This is a genomic window from Comamonas aquatilis (assembly GCF_965139575.1).
GTDB lineage: Bacteria > Pseudomonadota > Gammaproteobacteria > Burkholderiales > Burkholderiaceae_C > Comamonas > Comamonas aquatilis.
Map to the genome: position 1 here is coordinate 218,041 of NZ_CBCSIW010000002.1, position 16,594 is coordinate 234,634.

At 62.0% G+C, this 16,594-nt stretch carries 18 protein-coding genes; 6 read left to right on the forward strand and 12 right to left on the reverse strand.

Annotated features, from left to right (window positions below; genetic code table 11):
• Nucleotides 1-6 precede the first annotated feature (6 nt).
• Nucleotides 7-819 (forward strand): sulfite exporter TauE/SafE family protein, encoded by an 813-nt coding sequence (locus tag ACNAZA_RS04025; protein WP_415795144.1) that lies wholly within the window; start codon nt 7-9, stop codon nt 817-819.
• Nucleotides 820-907: 88 nt separating this feature from the next.
• Here ACNAZA_RS04025 and ACNAZA_RS04030 read toward each other — a convergent pair whose 3' ends face one another.
• Nucleotides 908-1,687 carry a DsbA family protein gene (locus ACNAZA_RS04030; protein ID WP_415795145.1) on the reverse strand — a complete coding sequence of 260 codons (780 nt, stop codon included), beginning with the start codon at nt 1,685-1,687 and terminating at the stop codon, nt 908-910.
• A 120-nt stretch (nt 1,688-1,807) separates the two neighbouring features.
• On the opposite strand from ACNAZA_RS04030, the gene ACNAZA_RS04035 reads away from it, so the two are divergent.
• The 3 genes from ACNAZA_RS04035 to mnmH all read left to right on the forward strand — a co-directional run bounded on the left by ACNAZA_RS04035 (nt 1,808) and on the right by mnmH (nt 5,531).
• Complete coding sequence (locus ACNAZA_RS04035) at nt 1,808-2,431, forward strand: retropepsin-like aspartic protease family protein (RefSeq protein ID WP_415795146.1); 624 nt, start codon at nt 1,808-1,810, stop codon at nt 2,429-2,431.
• A 285-nt stretch (nt 2,432-2,716) separates the two neighbouring features.
• Nucleotides 2,717-4,096 carry an alanine/glycine:cation symporter family protein gene (locus ACNAZA_RS04040; protein WP_415795147.1) on the forward strand — a complete coding sequence of 460 codons (1,380 nt, stop codon included), beginning with the start codon at nt 2,717-2,719 and terminating at the stop codon, nt 4,094-4,096.
• A 367-nt stretch (nt 4,097-4,463) separates the two neighbouring features.
• On the forward strand, nt 4,464-5,531 hold the full coding sequence (gene mnmH / locus ACNAZA_RS04045) for a tRNA 2-selenouridine(34) synthase MnmH (protein ID WP_415795148.1): 1,068 nt from the start codon (nt 4,464-4,466) through the stop codon (nt 5,529-5,531).
• Between the two features lie 87 nt (nt 5,532-5,618).
• On the opposite strand, the gene ACNAZA_RS04050 is transcribed toward mnmH, so the two are convergent.
• Nucleotides 5,619-6,236: a LysE family translocator gene (locus ACNAZA_RS04050; RefSeq protein ID WP_415795149.1), complete on the reverse strand. Its 618-nt coding sequence runs from the start codon at nt 6,234-6,236 to the stop codon at nt 5,619-5,621.
• Nucleotides 6,237-6,441: 205 nt separating this feature from the next.
• Between ACNAZA_RS04050 and ACNAZA_RS04055 the strand changes: the two genes are divergently transcribed.
• Both ACNAZA_RS04055 and ACNAZA_RS04060 read left to right on the forward strand, forming a co-directional pair.
• A complete protein-coding gene (locus ACNAZA_RS04055; RefSeq protein ID WP_415795350.1) occupies nt 6,442-7,851 on the forward strand; it encodes an aminotransferase-like domain-containing protein in 1,410 nt (469 codons plus the stop codon).
• Nucleotides 7,852-7,956: 105 nt separating this feature from the next.
• Nucleotides 7,957-8,736 carry a hypothetical protein gene (locus tag ACNAZA_RS04060; protein WP_415795150.1) on the forward strand — a complete coding sequence of 260 codons (780 nt, stop codon included), beginning with the start codon at nt 7,957-7,959 and terminating at the stop codon, nt 8,734-8,736.
• Here ACNAZA_RS04060 and ACNAZA_RS04065 read toward each other — a convergent pair.
• The 10 genes from ACNAZA_RS04065 to ACNAZA_RS04110 form a co-directional block, all read right to left on the reverse strand.
• Nucleotides 8,733-9,065 carry a cupin domain-containing protein gene (locus ACNAZA_RS04065; RefSeq protein ID WP_240467001.1) on the reverse strand — a complete coding sequence of 111 codons (333 nt, stop codon included), beginning with the start codon at nt 9,063-9,065 and terminating at the stop codon, nt 8,733-8,735. The two genes, ACNAZA_RS04060 and ACNAZA_RS04065, sit on opposite strands and share 4 nt — an antisense overlap.
• Nucleotides 9,066-9,173: 108 nt before the next feature.
• Complete coding sequence (locus ACNAZA_RS04070) at nt 9,174-9,587, reverse strand: hypothetical protein (protein ID WP_415795152.1); 414 nt, start codon at nt 9,585-9,587, stop codon at nt 9,174-9,176.
• Nucleotides 9,588-9,658: 71 nt separating this feature from the next.
• A complete protein-coding gene (gene amaB, locus ACNAZA_RS04075) occupies nt 9,659-11,191 on the reverse strand; it encodes an L-piperidine-6-carboxylate dehydrogenase (RefSeq protein WP_415795153.1) in 1,533 nt (510 codons plus the stop codon).
• Nucleotides 11,192-11,231: 40 nt separating this feature from the next.
• Nucleotides 11,232-12,323 (reverse strand): saccharopine dehydrogenase family protein, encoded by a 1,092-nt coding sequence (locus tag ACNAZA_RS04080; protein ID WP_415795155.1) that lies wholly within the window; start codon nt 12,321-12,323, stop codon nt 11,232-11,234.
• A gap of 280 nt (nt 12,324-12,603) precedes the next feature.
• The gene (locus tag ACNAZA_RS04085; RefSeq protein WP_415795156.1) at nt 12,604-12,936 is read right to left on the reverse strand and encodes a cupin domain-containing protein; all 333 of its coding nucleotides are present in this window, start codon (nt 12,934-12,936) and stop codon (nt 12,604-12,606) included.
• A gap of 4 nt (nt 12,937-12,940) precedes the next feature.
• Nucleotides 12,941-13,837 carry a 3-hydroxyisobutyrate dehydrogenase gene (gene mmsB, locus ACNAZA_RS04090; RefSeq protein WP_415795157.1) on the reverse strand — a complete coding sequence of 299 codons (897 nt, stop codon included), beginning with the start codon at nt 13,835-13,837 and terminating at the stop codon, nt 12,941-12,943.
• Nucleotides 13,838-13,911: 74 nt separating this feature from the next.
• Nucleotides 13,912-14,331: a DUF488 domain-containing protein gene (locus ACNAZA_RS04095; protein ID WP_415795158.1), complete on the reverse strand. Its 420-nt coding sequence runs from the start codon at nt 14,329-14,331 to the stop codon at nt 13,912-13,914.
• An 18-nt stretch (nt 14,332-14,349) separates the two neighbouring features.
• The gene (locus ACNAZA_RS04100; RefSeq protein ID WP_415795159.1) at nt 14,350-14,841 is read right to left on the reverse strand and encodes a TfoX/Sxy family protein; all 492 of its coding nucleotides are present in this window, start codon (nt 14,839-14,841) and stop codon (nt 14,350-14,352) included.
• Between the two features lie 34 nt (nt 14,842-14,875).
• Nucleotides 14,876-16,042 carry an acyl-CoA dehydrogenase family protein gene (locus ACNAZA_RS04105; protein WP_415795160.1) on the reverse strand — a complete coding sequence of 389 codons (1,167 nt, stop codon included), beginning with the start codon at nt 16,040-16,042 and terminating at the stop codon, nt 14,876-14,878.
• A 74-nt stretch (nt 16,043-16,116) separates the two neighbouring features.
• On the reverse strand, nt 16,117-16,476 hold the full coding sequence (locus ACNAZA_RS04110; RefSeq protein ID WP_415795162.1) for a lysozyme inhibitor LprI family protein: 360 nt from the start codon (nt 16,474-16,476) through the stop codon (nt 16,117-16,119).
• Between the last annotated feature and the right edge of the window lie 118 nt (nt 16,477-16,594).

Consider the following 16,594-nt stretch of genomic DNA (forward strand, 5'->3'; position numbering starts at 1 on the left):
ATGTTTATGGAGTTCTTAATTTTGTTGACGGCCTGCGGCACTCTCGCAGGCGTGACAACGGTGCTGTTTGGCTTTGGCGGCGGTTTTGTCGTGGTTCCGCTGCTCTATCAGGCGCTGCAGTATCTGCCCGGGTCCGCAGAGCCGGGAGCCTCGCATGCGATGCAGATCGCGGTCGCCACCTCGACCTGCGTGATGATTTTTGGCTCCGCGCTGGCCACGGCAAAACATCAGCGTGCAGGCTCGCTTGATTGGTCTGTGATACGGCCTCTGCTGGCATTCATTGCCATTGGCAGTGCTCTGGGGGCGGCGGTCGCGACAGCCATTGAAGGCGGCTGGCTGCGCTGGGTTTTCATCGTCTACGTCAGCTTGACGATTCTGGATTGCTGGTTCAGACCCGGCTTTCTCTCGCAGCCAAGAAAGGTGGATACATCGACTCCCGCGAGGAGGGCGTTGACAGGTGTTGTCATAGGCTCGATTGCGGCGCCGCTCGGAGTCGGTGGTAGCGTGATGACGGTGCCCCTGCTGCGCCGTCAAGGCGTGAGCACGACAGGGGCGACAGCCACGGCCAATCCGCTGTCTCTGCCAGTGGCGCTGGTGGGAACTGCGACTTACGCCGCAATCTTCTGGGAGGTCATGCCGTCCCAAAGCAGCGGGTATCTGGGCTATGTGGACTTGCGCGCGCTAGTGGCTCTGGTCCTTGGCTCATGTGTGGGGATTCGCTTGGCCTCTGCGTTCATCGGATGCATTCCCGATCACATTCATGCCCGGGTGTATATAGGCTTGCTCATGGCTGTGGTGCTTGCAATGCTTCTGGCCTAGCCCGGCGTACAAAGCCCCATGCAAGCCTGCTCCCCGGGGAGGCAGGTCTGCATCGGAGCGATGCTTGTGAGGTGATGTCTGCTATGGCTTAGCGCGGTGGCAGTTCACAGCCGTCGGGGCCACAGCCGGGTTCTGCGGTGTCATCGGCCTGTGTCTTTTGCTTGATCTGAGCCACTTGTTCGGCCCACTCGGCCAGCTGTGTTTTCCAGCCGTCCACATCGCCCAGCCAGGAGCCCATGTCGATGCGCTGCACGGCGCGCTGGCCGGCTTGCTCGGGGTGATCGAATTCCAGCGCCAAAGTGGGAAAGCCCTGTCCTTGCACCATGCCCAGCCACTGGCGGCTTTCTGCAATGTGTTTTTGCGTTGCAGCGCCCGATAGACGTGCGTAGACAGCTTCAAAATCTGTAGCGTCTAGGCCCATGTCCTCGGCCAGTGCGCGCAGCACGGCGGCCTCGCTGATGCGCTTGCCATCCACGTAGTGGGCTTTTTGCTGGGCATGCAGCATCTCCAGGCCCTTGCCGGCCAGCTCCTCTGCGGCCAGCAAGGCCGTGGTGGGGGGCTCGGAATCCAGCGGCGCGCCTATATCGTTGAGCAGGCCGTTGAAATAGCCGTCACCAAACGGCTGGCCCGTCATTTCGGCAATGCGCTGATCGCTGGACATCACATAGTCGCGCCAGTCGGCGGTGATGGTGCGGGTGTGCTCGCCCGTCAGCATGCCTCCGCCATGCCATTGCACGGCAATGCCGGGCACGGTGCGCGCCGCGTCGACCAGGGGCGCAGCCCCGTAACACCAGCCGCACAGCGGATCAAAAATATAGTGAAGCACCAGTGGTGGCAGGTCTTGGGACAGTGGCTGTGTGTTGTTCATAGGAGTGAATCGGGAGCTAGAGGGCTGGCAAACTGCAATCAATCGTCAATGTAGTGGCTCAGGCGCCAGCCATGCCTTCAGTGACTGTGATGACCTTGGCACGATGTAGGCAAAATGGCCGTGAAATTCCTGTCCTCACGGCCCACGCTGCCCGCTTTGCTTTCATTGCCTCAATCTATGCGCCTGAACGCCTCTCCGCCCCCATCTCCTGCGCCCTCGGGCTCGAACGAACCCACACCCCAGTCGGTTGCCCGGCGCAGCACCTTGTGGTTTTTGCTGTTCTGGCTGTTGCTCATGGGCGTGATGTACTGGAGCATGCAGTTTTTTCTGGAGCCCTCACATGCCAAGGTGCAGGCCGATGGCTCGGTGCGCATAGAGCGCGGCCATGACGGGCACTTTCGGGTCAAAGGCAGCATCAACGGGCAAAGCGTTACCTTCATGGTGGATACGGGAGCGTCCTCGGTCAGCGTGACGGACGCACTGGCCGAAAAAGCCGGCTTGCAGGGCGGTGAACGGGCGCGGTTTCGCACGGCCAACGGCGAGCGCGAAGGCCGCATCGTGCTGGCCGATGAGGTGAAAGTAGCCAGCCTGACGGTGCGCAATCTGCGGGTGGGTACGGGCTATACGGGTGAAGATGTGGAAGACGCTTTGCTGGGCCAGAATTTTCTGCGCCACTTTGATGTGCAGATGAGTGGCGACCAGATGCTGCTGCGCCCCCGCAAATCGGGCGGCGGCGCGCAGTAAGCCAATCAGCCGGCACCGTTTCAATCAAAGTCTGGCACTCAGTGTCTTGAGCCGTATTGGGCCGTATTGGGCCGTATTGGGCGCGACTGGGCTCTGGCGGGTTTACAGTTGTCCGCTTTGCCAACCGGCAAACAGAAAACGGCTGTCTTGGCCGGCCCACATCCGGGCGTTCGAGGCGGTTGGGGCCACGCTCATGGGTGAAAGACATGTTCTTGGAGCTGTTGCCATTCGCTGTGCAACCCCAGAACGCGTTTCAGCGTTGCGCAGCTCATCGCTGAACTTTCAATGGACTGGCTGACTCATTTATTCAAGACTCTGAACGACCTTGTCTGGGGCGTTCCCATGATCGTGCTCATACTGGGCACGGGTTTTTATCTGCAAATTCGCCTGGGCTTCATGCCGCTGCGCAACATCGTGCGCGGCTTTCGCATGATCTGGCGCAGCCGCCGACCCGGCGATGCGGCCGATGGCGACATCACCCCTTATGCGGCGCTGATGACGGCTTTGTCTGCCACCGTGGGCACTGGCAATATTGCCGGCGTGGCCACGGCGATTGCCGTGGGCGGCCCCGGCGCCTTGTTCTGGATGTGGATGACGGCCTTGCTGGGCATGGCCACCAAGTACGGCGAAGTGGTGCTGGCCGTCAAGTTTCGCGAAAAAAATGATCGCGGCCAGTGGGTGGGCGGGCCTATGTATGCCATCAAGAACGGCTTGGGCCCTCGCTGGAAGTGGCTGGGCACGCTGTTTGCGCTGTTTGGCGGGCTGGCCGGTTTCGGCATTGGCGCCATGGTGCAGTCCAACGGCATTGCCTCGGCCATGCACAGCGCATTCGGGTTGGAGAACTGGGTGACCGGTCTGTGCATTGCCGTGCTGACCGGCGCGGTGGTGCTGGGCGGCATCAGCCGCATAGGCGCGGTGGCCGAGAAGCTGGTGCCCGCCATGTGTCTTGCCTATGTGGGCTGCGTGCTTTATGTGCTGGGCGTGTATGTTGATCGTATTCCCGCCGCTTTTGCGCTGATTTTCGAGCAGGCCTTCAATCCCACGGCAGCGACAGGCGGCTTCCTGGGCTCCACCGTGCTCATGGCCATCCGCATGGGGGTGGCGCGCGGCATCTTCTCCAATGAGGCGGGTCTGGGTACCGCCGGCATTGCACAGGCTGCTGGTGCCACGCGCGACCCGGTGTTTTCGGGTCTGGTGGGCATGATGGGTACCTTTATCGACACCATCATTGTCTGCACCATGACCGGTCTGGCAATTGTGGTCAGCGGTGTCTGGAGCTCGGGCGCCACGGGAGCCTTGCTCTCCACGCAGAGTTTTGAGGCCGCCATGCCCGGCGTGGGCAAATATGTGCTGGCGCTGTGCCTGTCCGTGTTTGCCTTCACCACCATTCTGGGCTGGGCCTATTACGGCGAGAAATGCTGGACCTATCTGGTGGGTACGGTTTGCGAAATCCCGTTTCGCCTGCTCTGGACTGTGGGAGCTTATGTCGGCGCCGTCGCCACGCTGGATCTGGCATGGCTGGTGGCCGATACGCTCAATGCGCTGATGGCGATTCCCAATCTGCTGGCGCTGCTGCTGCTCTCGCCCGTCATCGTCAAGTTGACGCGCGAGTATTTTGCGCGCGACGCTCAGAAAGATCAGTCAGGCCTGATTCCTAATAAGTGAGCGCGATGCGTATATCTGGAAAGGGCTGAAGCTAATTTTCATTGAAATTAGGGCTCCAAGGCACGGGGCGCAGAGGTTCTGGCAGCTGGGCCCCGTGCGGCTTTAAGGCAGCGCCAGGCCTTGCGGCAGCGGCTTCTGCGAAAATGCAGGCCTCTTCCAGGGAAGGCGGCGCCCGCATCATGTGGCTGTCCGTCGTGCGTATCGAGGCTCGATCCATTCCTTGTCCGTGCCTGCGCTCGCTTGTCAGCCGCAGGTCTTGTCGCAATGCCTAGCCTCGAGTCAGACTCTGTCTGGCTGTCGCCCGAACCTTGAGAGCTGCCGCCCAGGCACCTCCATGCCGGGCCGTGGCGCAAATGGATCGCCTGCCGTGTCCCATCGCCAGCCCGTACGTGTGCCTGAACGTCATCAGTTTGAAACCCTGATCGATGCCCGCACGCCTGCCGAATTTGAACTCGACCATATTCCCGGAGCCATCAACTGCCCCGCGCTCAGCAATGAAGAGCGGGTGCAGATTGGCACCATCTACAAGCAAGTCAGCCCGTTCGAGGCCAAGCGTCTGGGCGCGGCCATGGTGGCCGCCAATCTGGCGCGGCATCTGCGCGAGACTTTTTCCGACAAGCCCGCCAACTGGAAGCCGCTGGTCTATTGCTGGCGCGGCGGCCTGCGCAGCGGCTCCATGGTCACCTGGCTGCGGCTGGTGGGCTGGGATGCCCAGCAACTGGCGGGCGGCTACAAGGCTTTTCGCGGCCATGTGATCAGCCAGTTGGACAGCCTGGTGCCCCAGCTGCAGCTGCAGCTGCGCGTGCTGTGCGGTGCCACGGGCAGCGCTAAGACTCGCGTGCTGCACGCCTTGGCCGAGCATGGCGAGCAGGTGCTGGACTTGGAGGGCTATGCCAGCCACAAGGGCTCGCTGCTAGGCAATCTGCCCGGTATCGAGCAGCCCAGCCAAAAGCGCTTTGAGACCTTGCTGTCCGAGCAGCTGGAGCGTTTCGATCCCTCGCGTCCGGTGTATCTGGAGGGCGAAAGCGCCAAGATAGGCCGGCTGGGCGTGCCCCTGGTGCTGGTGGAGCATATGCGCAAGGCTGCGGTCATCGATGTGCGTGCCACCACCGAGGCACGTCTGTCCTATCTGCTGCGCGACTACGCCTATCTGGGCGACGATCCGCAGGCGCTGGCGCAAAAACTGGGCTGGCTCAAGGAGCTGCAAGGCAATGAGACCGTGAGCCGCTGGCAGGCCTGGGCGCTGGAGAAAAACCTGGCCCCGTTGTTTGAAGAGCTGATGCTGCGCCACTACGACCCGCACTATGAGCGTTCCCAGTCCAACCATTTCAGCCAATGGTCAAAGCGTGCCCTGCTGGAAACCGACGATTTGTCGGATCTGGGCATTGCCTCGCTGGCTGGACGCTGCCTGTTGCTGGAAAAAGCGGAAAGCTGAGCCTTGTGGGCTGGCAGGCCGGTCGCTGCCAGGACTCTAGACAACAAGCGCCCTTAGCTGCCATGGCTTCGGCGCTTGTTGCCGGTTTTAACCGTGGCTTGCCAGTATCGGCAGCAGGGACAGCATCAGCAAGCCCGCCATCAGCCAGTTGAAGCTGCGCAAGGCCTGGGGCGTGCGCAGGGCGCGGCCTACGGTGCTGCCAAATAGCGTCCAGACGCTGATGCTGGGGTAGTTCACCAGGCCCAGCACCAGGGCCGAGAGCACCAGATTGGCAAAAAAACCTTCACGTGGCGTATAGGTCGCAACCACGCCAACGGCCATGATCCAGGCCTTGGGGTTGACCCACTGAAACGCCGCAGCCTGCCAGAAGCTGAAAGGGCGGTGTCCTGCGTGGCCTTGATCCACACTGCCCGAGCGCGCAATCTTCCAGGCCAGCCAGACCAGATACGCGGCGCCCACATATTTGAGCAGGGTGTACAGGCGCGGCTCGGCTTCAAACACGGCGCCCAGACCGGCGCCGATCAGCAGCACCATGACCACCACGCCCAGGCAGATGCCCAGCATATGGGGCACGCTGCGGCGGTAGCCAAAAGTGGCTCCCGAGGCCGTGAGCATCACATTGTTGGGGCCGGGTGTGACGGAGCTGACAAAGGCGAACATGGCCAGTGGCAGCACAAAGGAGAGGGAGTCGGGCAGGGCAGTCATGGGAAGCACCGTGGATCAAAAGGCTGGGATGCTGTTCATGTTAATGGCATTAATCTGTACAGTAGCAGTACACTTGATGGGCCACTCAATAATCTGGCCTGCTTGTTTTATCCATACACTTTGCGAAAGCCCATAGAAAGCCAACACCATGCGCAACCCTGCTGATTTCGTGCTGCCAGCCTCGCTGCCTTCTCAAGCCTCCTTCATGGGCTGGCAGCCGCTGCGCTCGAGCAGCCTCAGCCTGGTGGAGCAATTGGTGGAACACTTTGGCAGCCTGATACGCAACCACGGCCTGCGCACCGGCATGCGTCTGCCTTCGGTGCGAGCGCTGGCTGAAAGCGCGGCCGTCAGCCGCGATACCGTGGTTCAGGCCTATGACAGACTGACCGCCCAAGGTCTGGTGCAGTCGCGCCGCGGGGCCGGATTTTTTGTCGCCGCCCAGCGCAGCGTGGCCACGCCTGCGGCCATGCCGGGTGCGACGCTTGCGCAAGGCGCGGCGTTTGATACTGCCTATCTGCTGCGCGGAATGTTTCGCCCGGGCTCCGAGCTTTCGGGCGGCGCGGGCCTGCTGCCGGCCAGCTGGATGGATGAGGACATGATCACCTCGGCCATGCGCTCGATTGCGCGGGCGCAGAGCCCTGGCTTGCTCAGCTATGGCGTGCCCCAGGGCTTTTTACCTTTGCGCCAGCAGATTGCTTCCATTCTTCAGGCGCAGGATGTTCCCGCACATCCCGAAACCCATTTGATGACGGTCAGCGGTGTGACCCACGGGCTGGACCTCATCATGCGCAGCTTTTTGCAGGCCGGCGATACGGTGCTGGTGGAAGACCCGGGCTGGTTTCTGATCTTTGGCCGTTTGACCGCCATGGGGGTGAATGTTGTCGGCGTGCCGCGCCTGCCCGGCGGGCCCGATGTGCAGGCGCTGGAGAGTCTGGCGCAGCAGCACCAGCCCAAGCTGTTTTTCGTCAACACCGTGGTGCACAATCCTACAGGCCAGACCTTGTCCATTGGTGTGGCGCACGAAGTGCTGCGCATCGCGGAGCGCCATGGCTTTTATCTGGTGGAAGACGATACCTATAGCGACTTTCTGCATGGCGCACCGATCCGCCTGGCCACGCTTGACCGGCTGCAACGGGTGCTGCTGGTGGGCGGTTATTCCAAAACCCTGTCCGGCGGGCTGCGTGTGGGCTATGTGGCAGCCAAGCCCGAACTGATTTATCAGCTCACAGATCTGAAGTTGCTCGGCGGCCTGACTTCTGCCTTGCCAAGCGAGCAGATCGTGCACCGCATTCTGGCCGAAGGCAGCTACCGCAAGCATGTGGACCGCCTGCGCGAGCGCGTGGACAAGGCACGCAGCCGCTGCCTGCGCAAGCTGGAACAACTGGCATGTCATGCGGCGTTTGAGCCCGTAGCCGGTACTTTCGCCTGGGTGGACTGCGGCATGGACACTGAAGTGCTGGCCCGCCATGCGGCAGAGCATGACCTGCTGCTGGCGCCGGGCGTGCTGTTTTCGCCGCGCCAGGCGCCCAGCCGCATGCTGCGCGTGCCGGTGTCCATGGCCGATCAGGCCTCCAGCTGGACGCTGCTGGAGCAGTTGCTCAGGCAATACCGTTGAGGCGGGTTGCCCTTCAATGCCAGGCATGAGCTTCATTCACGATTGATCACAATCGAGAACTGCGCAACGCGGAGCTGATCAGTTGGCTGCTGTTATGTTGTGACCATGACAGCAGCCAGATTCCCATCCCATGCCGCCGCCTTTTTTTACGCCGCCCCGCCGGCAAGGCGGTGCACGGCTTGGCTGTCATTGCTGCTTGTTATGGCTCTGGCCGCCTGCTCCAGCGCACCCACCACGCACGGAGAGGTGGAAGGCGAGAGCTTCCACGGCAAGGAGTTGCTGCAGTCCGACAGCAACCGCATGGCCACGCTGGCCATGAAAGAGAACCTGGAGAGCCTGTTTCTTCTAATGGACAAGCTCTACCGCCGCAACCCCGCAGAGTGGAAGAAGACGGCCGCCAGCCGCGAGGCCGCCGTTGCCTATGTGCGCATAGCCATCATGGAGCGCCAACCCTGGCTGGAGTTGCAGGAAAAGCGCGATGTGGCGGCGCTCTCGCTGGCGCTGCAGCCCACATTTACGGGGGACAGGGTGGCAGCTTTTGTTTATGCCGCAGCCGACACCATCATCACCGCCCATGGTGGCCTCACCTCGTTCACACTAATCGATGGGCTGGATCCGCAGCATGTGTTCAATGCTGCGCGCAATCTGGAGATTGCCAACTGGATACTGAATTCGCGCAAAGCCGCAGACGGCAAACCTTTGCTGCTCTCCAACCAAGCTGACGATGCACAAAGCAATCTGAGTTACGAGCGCGAGATGGGCAAGATCATAGGCCGGCTGGACCTGTTGGCCAGCTACACCACCGAACGCTATCGCCGCTCGGTGATCGGCTACGGCCAGGGACTGGTTGCCGGGCCGTTTTTGCAGTTCTTGCCGGTGCGCTAAAGGTCGCAGAGCACAATGGTGGCAATTGCCGAAGAGTCTTCTATGGCGCGCACGGCATGCGGCATATTGGATGGCAGATGCATCAGCTGCTTGGGGCCCAGTTCATGGATGCTCTGGCCGATCAGCACTTCAAGGCGCCCCTCAAGACAGTGCAGGCTGACACTGCCCGGCACTCTATGCGGCGGCAGGGTCTGGCCGGTGCGCAGTACCACGCGAATGACTTCCAGATCTGCCGCCTTGAAGAGTACGCTGGAGTGTGCGCATGAGAGCTTGGCGCCGAACGGAGCGACATCCAGAGCGCGGGCGGGCGTGGAGTGTTTGTGGTCCATGACAGCACCTTGGCGAAAGCGGCAATAGCACATTGTCACCCGCTTGCGGCGCAAGTTCAATCGCAGTTTGGTGACAAAGCTTTAAGGCTTGGACTTTGGCCCCAGTCTTTATCCCGGCGGTGGCGCTGAAATTGCATGGCCCCAGTGTTCGAGCAGGGTCAGATAGGCCTGATGGAAGAATTGCCTGGGTGCTTGAATGTTCCAGTTGCTTGGCAGATAAAAACCGTGCTCCTCATCGTCCTCCAGCAAGGCGACGAAGGGGTATTGAGGATCTTGCAGTGTGGCTGCCAGCGCTTGAGTCAGTGCCGCCCGATGTGCCGCAGTCCAGCCCTTGTTTGCCAAGGCCGTAAGCAGATGGCGCTCGAAAAGCAGTCGCAGCTGGGCATTGTCGTTAGGGTCGTAGGCATTGAGGTCCTGGCCCAGTGATTCCTCTCGGTCATAGACATCAAAAGGGCCGAGGATCATGGCTGGTGAGGCCTGGAATTCGATGTCGCTGTCGGGGTGTAGCAGAAGCTTGGCCATGGTCGCAGGCGGTTCGGATGATTGAGATTATCCGCTGTCAAAGATCCTGCGCGCCTGCACGCAGATGGCGTTCACCCAAAGTGAATGCCCTGGGCCAGCGGCAACTCGCGCGAGAAGTTGATGGTGTTGGTGGTGCGGCGCATGTATTGCTTCCAGGCATCCGAGCCGCTTTCGCGGTCACCACCGGTTTCCTTCTCGCCGCCAAAGGCGCCGCCAATCTCGGCCCCGCTGGGGCCTATGTTGACGTTTGCCATGCCGCAGTCAGAGCCTGCGGCACTCAAAAACATCTCCACCTCGCGCAGATCGTTGGAGAAGATGCAGGACGACAGACCCTGGGTTACGTCGTTGTTGCAGGCAATGGCTTGCTCCAGCGTCTCATAGCTGAGCACATAGAGCAGGGGGGCAAAGGTTTCCTGCTGCACGATGGCAGTTTGTGCCGGCATGTCCACAATGGCGGGTGCGGCGTAAAAGCCCTGGGGGAACTGCTGCTCCAGCAGGCGCTGGCCGCCGGTCAAGAGCTTGCCGCCCTGCTGAAAGGCCTGGGCGATGGCCTGTTGCATAGCTGCAAATGCTGCAGCATCGATCAGCGGGCCCACCAGGGTGTCGTTATGCAGCGGATCGCCTATGCGCAGGCTGCTATAAGCCTTGAGCAGCTTTTCCAGCAGCACCTGTTTCACATCGCGGTGCACGATCAAGCGCCTTAGCGAGGTGCAGCGCTGACCGGCCGTGCCTACCGCACTGAAGACAATTGCACGCACGGCCAGATCCAGATCTGCGGCCGGGGTGACCACCATGGCGTTGTTGCCGCCCAGCTCCAGAATGCGTTTGCCAAAGCGTGCTGCCACCTTGGGCCCCACGGAACGGCCCATGCGGCTGGAGCCGGTGGCCGACACCAAGGCCATCTGAGGGCTGTCCACCAGCGCCTCGGCCACATCGCTGCCGCCCAGCACGATTTGTGCCAGACCCTGCGGCGCCTGGTTGCCGAACTGGGCCGTGAATTGCTCTATGGCGCGTTCCAGTGCCTTGAAGGTGGCCAGGCCCGACAGCGGCGCTTTTTCCGAAGGCTTGAAGACCAGCGGATCGCCGCAGACCAGGGCCAGCGCAGCATTCCAGGCAAATACGGCACTGGGAAAGTTGAAGGCCGTGATGACGGCCACTGGCCCCAGCGGGTGGTATTGCTCCATGATGCGGTGGCCGGGCCGCTCCGAAACAATGGTCTTGCCATGCAGCTGGCGCGACAGGCCCACGGCATATTCGCAGATGTCCACGCCTTCCTGCACCTCGCCCAGGCCTTCCTGCACGATTTTGCCCACTTCACGTGAGATCACATGGCCTATGTCCGCCTTGCAGCGGCGCAGCTCCTCGCCCCAGAGCCGTACCAGCGCGCCGCGCACGGGCGCTGGCACCAGACGCCACTGCTCAAAGGCCTGCGTCGCGCGCTCAATCACGGCCGGCATGGCCGCTGCGGGTTGGGCGGCCAGCCGGGCAAGTTCAACCCCATCGATGGGCGAGCGCACGTTGATGTCGTTGCCCTGGTAGCTGGGCAGATCAATGCCGCAACGCTTCAAGACGGCCTGAAAGTCGGTGAAGGAGGTTTCAGTCATGGGCATCCGGTGTTGAAGTGGGTGAGAGGGCATCAAGGCATCAATTCACCAAGCCTTGAAAGTAGGAGCCCACGCGGGTCGCCATCAAATCGTCAAGCGTGCATTGCTCCTGGCGTACAAAGCCCTGCTGCGGCAGCTTGCCCGTGGCAAACAGCTCCACCGCACCCAGCATGCCGGCAGCGGTGGTCAGCTCGATGGCCGTGCGCTGCTTGCCGCGCAGCGTAGTTCCGTAGATGCGGGCGCTGCGGGTCAGTTGCTCCAGCTTTGCACCCCGCATGCCGGTGGCCATGGCCGCGATCACCACCATATCGTCACGGCTGTGGGGCACAGCGCCTTCGAGCACCTGGCGCAGCAGATCGCGCCGCTCGATCAGACGCAGACCGTGCAGTAGCAAATGCATGGCGTCGCGGTGACCGGGGTGTCGTATGGTCTTGTAGTTCAGATTGCGCACGCGGCCTTGCAGCGTCTCGCACAGCGTGCCCAGGCCGCCCGAGGTGTTGAAGGCCTCGAAGCTCTCGCCATCCAGAATCAACGTTTCCACATTCTCCAGCGGAGGCACGGTGACGGGCTGGCCGTTGGCAATGGTGTTGCAGGGCTTGCAGTACTCGTTGATGACGCCGTCCACGCTCCAGGTGAAGTGGTAGCGCAGCGCATTGGTGGCATGGCGGGTCAGCGCGCCCACGCGCAGCTGCAGATCGAAGAGTTCTTCGAACTGCTGGGCCAGATGGCCGCCCAGAATGCCTATCAGCCCCGGGGCCAGGCCGCATTGCGGCATCAGCACCGAGCGCGCCTGCGGCGCCAGCGCCTGGATGGCGCGCATGGCGGCCACGTCTTCGGTCAGATCAAAGTAGTGAACGCCATGCAGCGCAGCAGCCTGGGCCACGCGCGCGGCGCAAAAATAGGGCAGGGCGTTGATGACCAGGGAATGCTGTTGCAACACCGCAGCCAGCGCCGCGTCGTCCTGTATGTCCAGCTGCAGCGTCCGGATCTGCGCATCGTTGCGGGTTGATGGGGGCTGCATATCGGCCAGCGTGACGGTGGCACCATGTAGCTCGGCGGCCATGTCGGCGATGGTCGAGCCAATCTTGCCGGCACCGAGGATGAGAATGTCTTGTCCGGGCAGCTTCATCATGGATAACTCCTTGAGAGCAACGCAACTGTTTTTTCCTCTGCAGGCATCTTAAACACAGGGCCGCGGTTTGCACTAGCGATGCAAGCGTCAGCAGGCGCCGATTTGCAGGGGCAGACCAGAAGCCTGATGGCGACTGCCGGCTTGAAAAACAATAGCTTCCAGCGCTTATGCGATAAGGGCTGGAAGCTTAAAAGACTGAAAATCAATGCCTGAGGGGCAGCACACGACCACTGACAGATCGTGCAAGGCGTGCACGTCGCATTTGTACATTGCGAGGCCGCTAGCGGGCGTGCAGCGCTATGGTGAGCAAGGCCGATGAGTCTTGTTCGGCCTCGATCGCATGCATGGTCCCGGCCGGCAGAAACAGCATCTGCCCTGCGGCCAGTGACTGGCGGCTTTCACCCAGCTTGATGGTGAGCAGCCCCTCTATGCACTGAAGCGTCATCTCGCCCGGAGTCTGATGGGCGGGCAGGCGCTTGCCTGCCAGCAGAACCAGACGAATCACTTCCAGACTTTCGGACTTGAAGAGCGCGGTCGTCTGCTGGCTCCCCAGCCTGTTGCCAAAGGGCTGTACTCCAATGGGAACACCGGGGCTGGCGTGCTGGAGAGCCATGGCTTCAGGCCTTTTTCTGCAGCATCTTGATGACGCTGGAAAAGTCCTCTGCACCGTGTCCGGACAGGCTGTGGGCGGCGTAGATGGAGCGTGCCAAGCCGCCCAGCGGCGTGCTGGCCTGGGTGGCGATGGCGTTTTCCTGGGCCAGGCCCAGGTCCTTGAGCATCAGATTGGTACCGAAGCCGCCTGCATAGCCTTTGCTGGCCGGGGCGTTCTCGTGCACGCCGGGGAAGGGGTTGTATTTCTCCAGTGCCCAGTTGCCGCCCGAGCTGCGGCGCATGATTTCCGAGAGGACTTTGGGGTCCAGGCCGTTGGCCACGCCCAGGGCAATGGCTTCGCTGGTGCCCACCATCAAAATGCCCAGCAGCATGTTGTTGCAGATCTTGGCCGTCTGGCCGGCGCCCACCGCACCTGCGTGGAAGATGTTGGCCCCCATTTTTTCCAGCAAGGGCTGGGCGCGTGCCAGCTGGGCGTCGCTGCCGCCGACCATAAAGGTCAGCGTGCCGGCAATGGCGCCGCCGGTGCCGCCGGACACGGGGGCGTCGATGAAGTCAATGCCTGCGGCGGCAGCGGCCTTGGCCACTTTCTGGCTGGTGCTGGCCGCAATGGTGGAGCTGTCTATGATCAGCGCGCCCCGGGCTATGGCTGCCAGCAGACCGCTCTGGCCGTCCTTGCCAAGATACAGGCCTTCCACATGCTGGCTGGCGGGTAGCATGGAGATTACGACCTCGGCACCCTGGACGGCCTCCAGCGCGCTGGCGGCGCTCTGGCCGCCTTCGGCCTTGACGCGCTCCAGTGCCTCGGCGCTCAGGTCGAAGGCCTTGACGCTATGCCCTGCCTTGACCAGATTGATGGCCATGGGTGCGCCCATATTGCCCAGACCGATAAATGCCACTTGCATGCTTGTCTCCTTGGTTTGTTATCAAAATCAATAGCTGCTGGCGCTGTATGGATTAGTGCTGGCAGCTTGTTTTCCTAGTTCTCAATCGCTGCACCCTTGCCTGCCAGCAGCGAACGCAAGATGCTGCGGTGGCAGTGGTTTTCATCCTCGCAATAGCAGCCCAGGGCAAAGGCGCTGGACTGCGACAGCGCGGCCAGCAGGGCAAGCGTGTGCTCGGCGGCGGGCTCGGCCAGCTGTTTGCGAAACTGTTTTTCAAACTGCTGCCAGAGCTTGTCGGCCTGGGCCGTCTGGCCTGCGGCGCGCAACTTGATGGACTCCTGGGCCTGGGCCATCAGTTCGGCCTGAGGCGAGAGTTCGGGGTACCAGACGTCGTAATAGTTGCGGCTGGCAAATTCGGCCTTGGGCACACCGCGCGGCGGTCGGCGCACCGTGCCTATGCGCAGACCTTCACCGGGGGCGCGATCGCTGCCTAGCTGAATAATGCGTATGGGCATAAGCGCTGTCCTTGCTGCTTATTCGCTGCCGAAGATGGGATGCGTCTTGCGCCGACCGGTTTTGCCGGGGCTGGCGGACGTGTCTGCCGCCTCCTGCTTTGAAGGCGGGGTTGAAGGCGACAGCTTGCCGCTCTCGGTGGCAGAGCCGTCGGCTTTTTTGCGTTTGGGCGTGGCCTTGGCCAAAGGGTTGAAGGCCAGAGCGCCCTGAATCCAGTATTGCCAGGCCTCACGCGTGGCATAGCCGCTGGGGCCGACCCGGAAATAGCCGTCCATCAGCCCCTTGCTTGACAGCGGCCGCACACCGGCCATCTCTGCCACCTGGGCATGGCTGCCCGGCGACAGGCGCACCAGCAGCTCGTCGTTTTCCACGCCCAGGCACATCTTGCCGTTGACCATGAACACATGGCAGCCGAACATGGTTTTCTCTTCCACCTCGGCGCAATCCGCCAGCGCATCGCGCACGGCATCGATCAGCTGCAGGGTTTCGGGATCCAGTGGGCGGCGGGGCATGGCGGTGCTTGTCAATGAGTTAGTGACAAAGAGCTTAGCGAATCACCTCGCAGGCATCGCCGTCGAGCATGCGGCGGGCAATGATGACGCGCATGATTTCGTTCGTGCCTTCCAGAATCTGGTGCACGCGGGCGTCGCGCATCAAGCGCTCCAGCGGGTATTCGCGGATATAGCCGTAGCCGCCGTGCAGTTGCAGGGCCTCGTTGCAGACCATAAAGCCCGCGTCGGTGGCAAAGCGTTTGGCCATGGCGCAGTAGGTGCTGGCGTCGCGTGCACCGGCATCGAGTTTGCTGGCGGCCAGACGCACCATTTGCCGTGCGGCCACCAGCTCGGTGGCCATATCGGCCAGCTTGAACTGCAGGGCCTGAAAGCTGGCGATGGGCTTGCCGAACTGCTTGCGCTCCTGCATATAGCTTTGGGCCTGGGTCAGCGCCCCCTGGGCTGCGCCTACCGAGCAGGTGGCGATATTGATGCGCCCGCCGTCCAGCCCCTTCATGGCAATCTTGAAGCCTTCGCCTTCTCTGCCCAGCAGGTGATTGGCGGGAATGCGCACATTGTCGAAGTTGATGACGCGCGTGGGCTGGCTGTTCCAGCCCATTTTCTCTTCCTTCTTGCCGTAGCTCACGCCTTCGGCATCGGCAGGAACCACAAAGGCGCTGATGCCGGAGGCGCCCGAGTTGGCATCGCCGGTGCGGGCCATCAGCACCAGCACGTCGGTGGAGCCGGCTCCGCTGATAAAGGCTTTGCTGCCGTTAATGACATATTCGTTGCCCACCAGCTCGGCCCGGGTCTTGAGCGAGGCGGCGTCCGAGCCCGCGCCGGGCTCGGTCAGACAGTAGCTGGCCAATTTTTGGCCGCTGGTGAGCGCCTCGCCCCATTGCTCGCGCACGGCGTCGGTGGCCCAGGTGCCCAGCATCCAGGTCGCCATATTGTGGATGGTGATAAAGGCAGTGGTCGATGGATCGACGGCGGCCAGCTCCTCGAAGACCAGGGTGGCATCCAGGCGCGGCAGAGCCAGGCCGCCGGCGTTTTCGGGCGCATAGAGACCGCAAAAGCCCAGCTCGCCGGCCTTGGCGATGGCGTCGCGCGGGAAGATGCCTTCGCGATCCCACTCGGCCGCATGCGGAGCCAGCTCGGCCTGTGCGAACTGGCGGGCGGTATCGGCAAAAGCGCGCTGGTCTGCAGTCAGTTCAAAGTCCATCTTCAGTCTCCTTTATTGTTCTAATTAGCTTCAGGCGCTTATGGATCAAGCGCATTCAGCTATTGAATTCATAGTCATTGCGGTGGCCCCTGGTGCAGCCACTGCTTGAGCACGCCGTCGCGGGCCTGGATCTGCTGGGCTAGGCACTCGTGAAAGCGGCGCGGCCAGTCGGCCTGGGCTTCAAAGGCGGCCTGCGATTTTTTGCACAGCAGATTGCGGTCGCGCGTCCACTCGTTTTGCTCCTTGCGCAGAGCCGGCCGCTCATGGGCCGAGAGTGCGCGCATCACATCGCCATACAGAATCTGGTTGTCGGTGTCGGCTTGCTGAAAGCGCTTGATGGCGCAGGCATTGGTCTGGGCCACCGTGCCGCCGCTGACGCAGTCGGCCCCGGCCTGGGCATGGGATAGTGGGCTGAGGAAAGCAGTCAAAACCATAGCTGTCAGCGCTCTTGTATTAAAGGCTGCAGCCCGTTTTGATGTGAAATGATGAAAGGCAGAAATCATGCTCCCATCATCGCCGCAGATGGGGGTGCCAGAAGTCGCGCAGCACAAG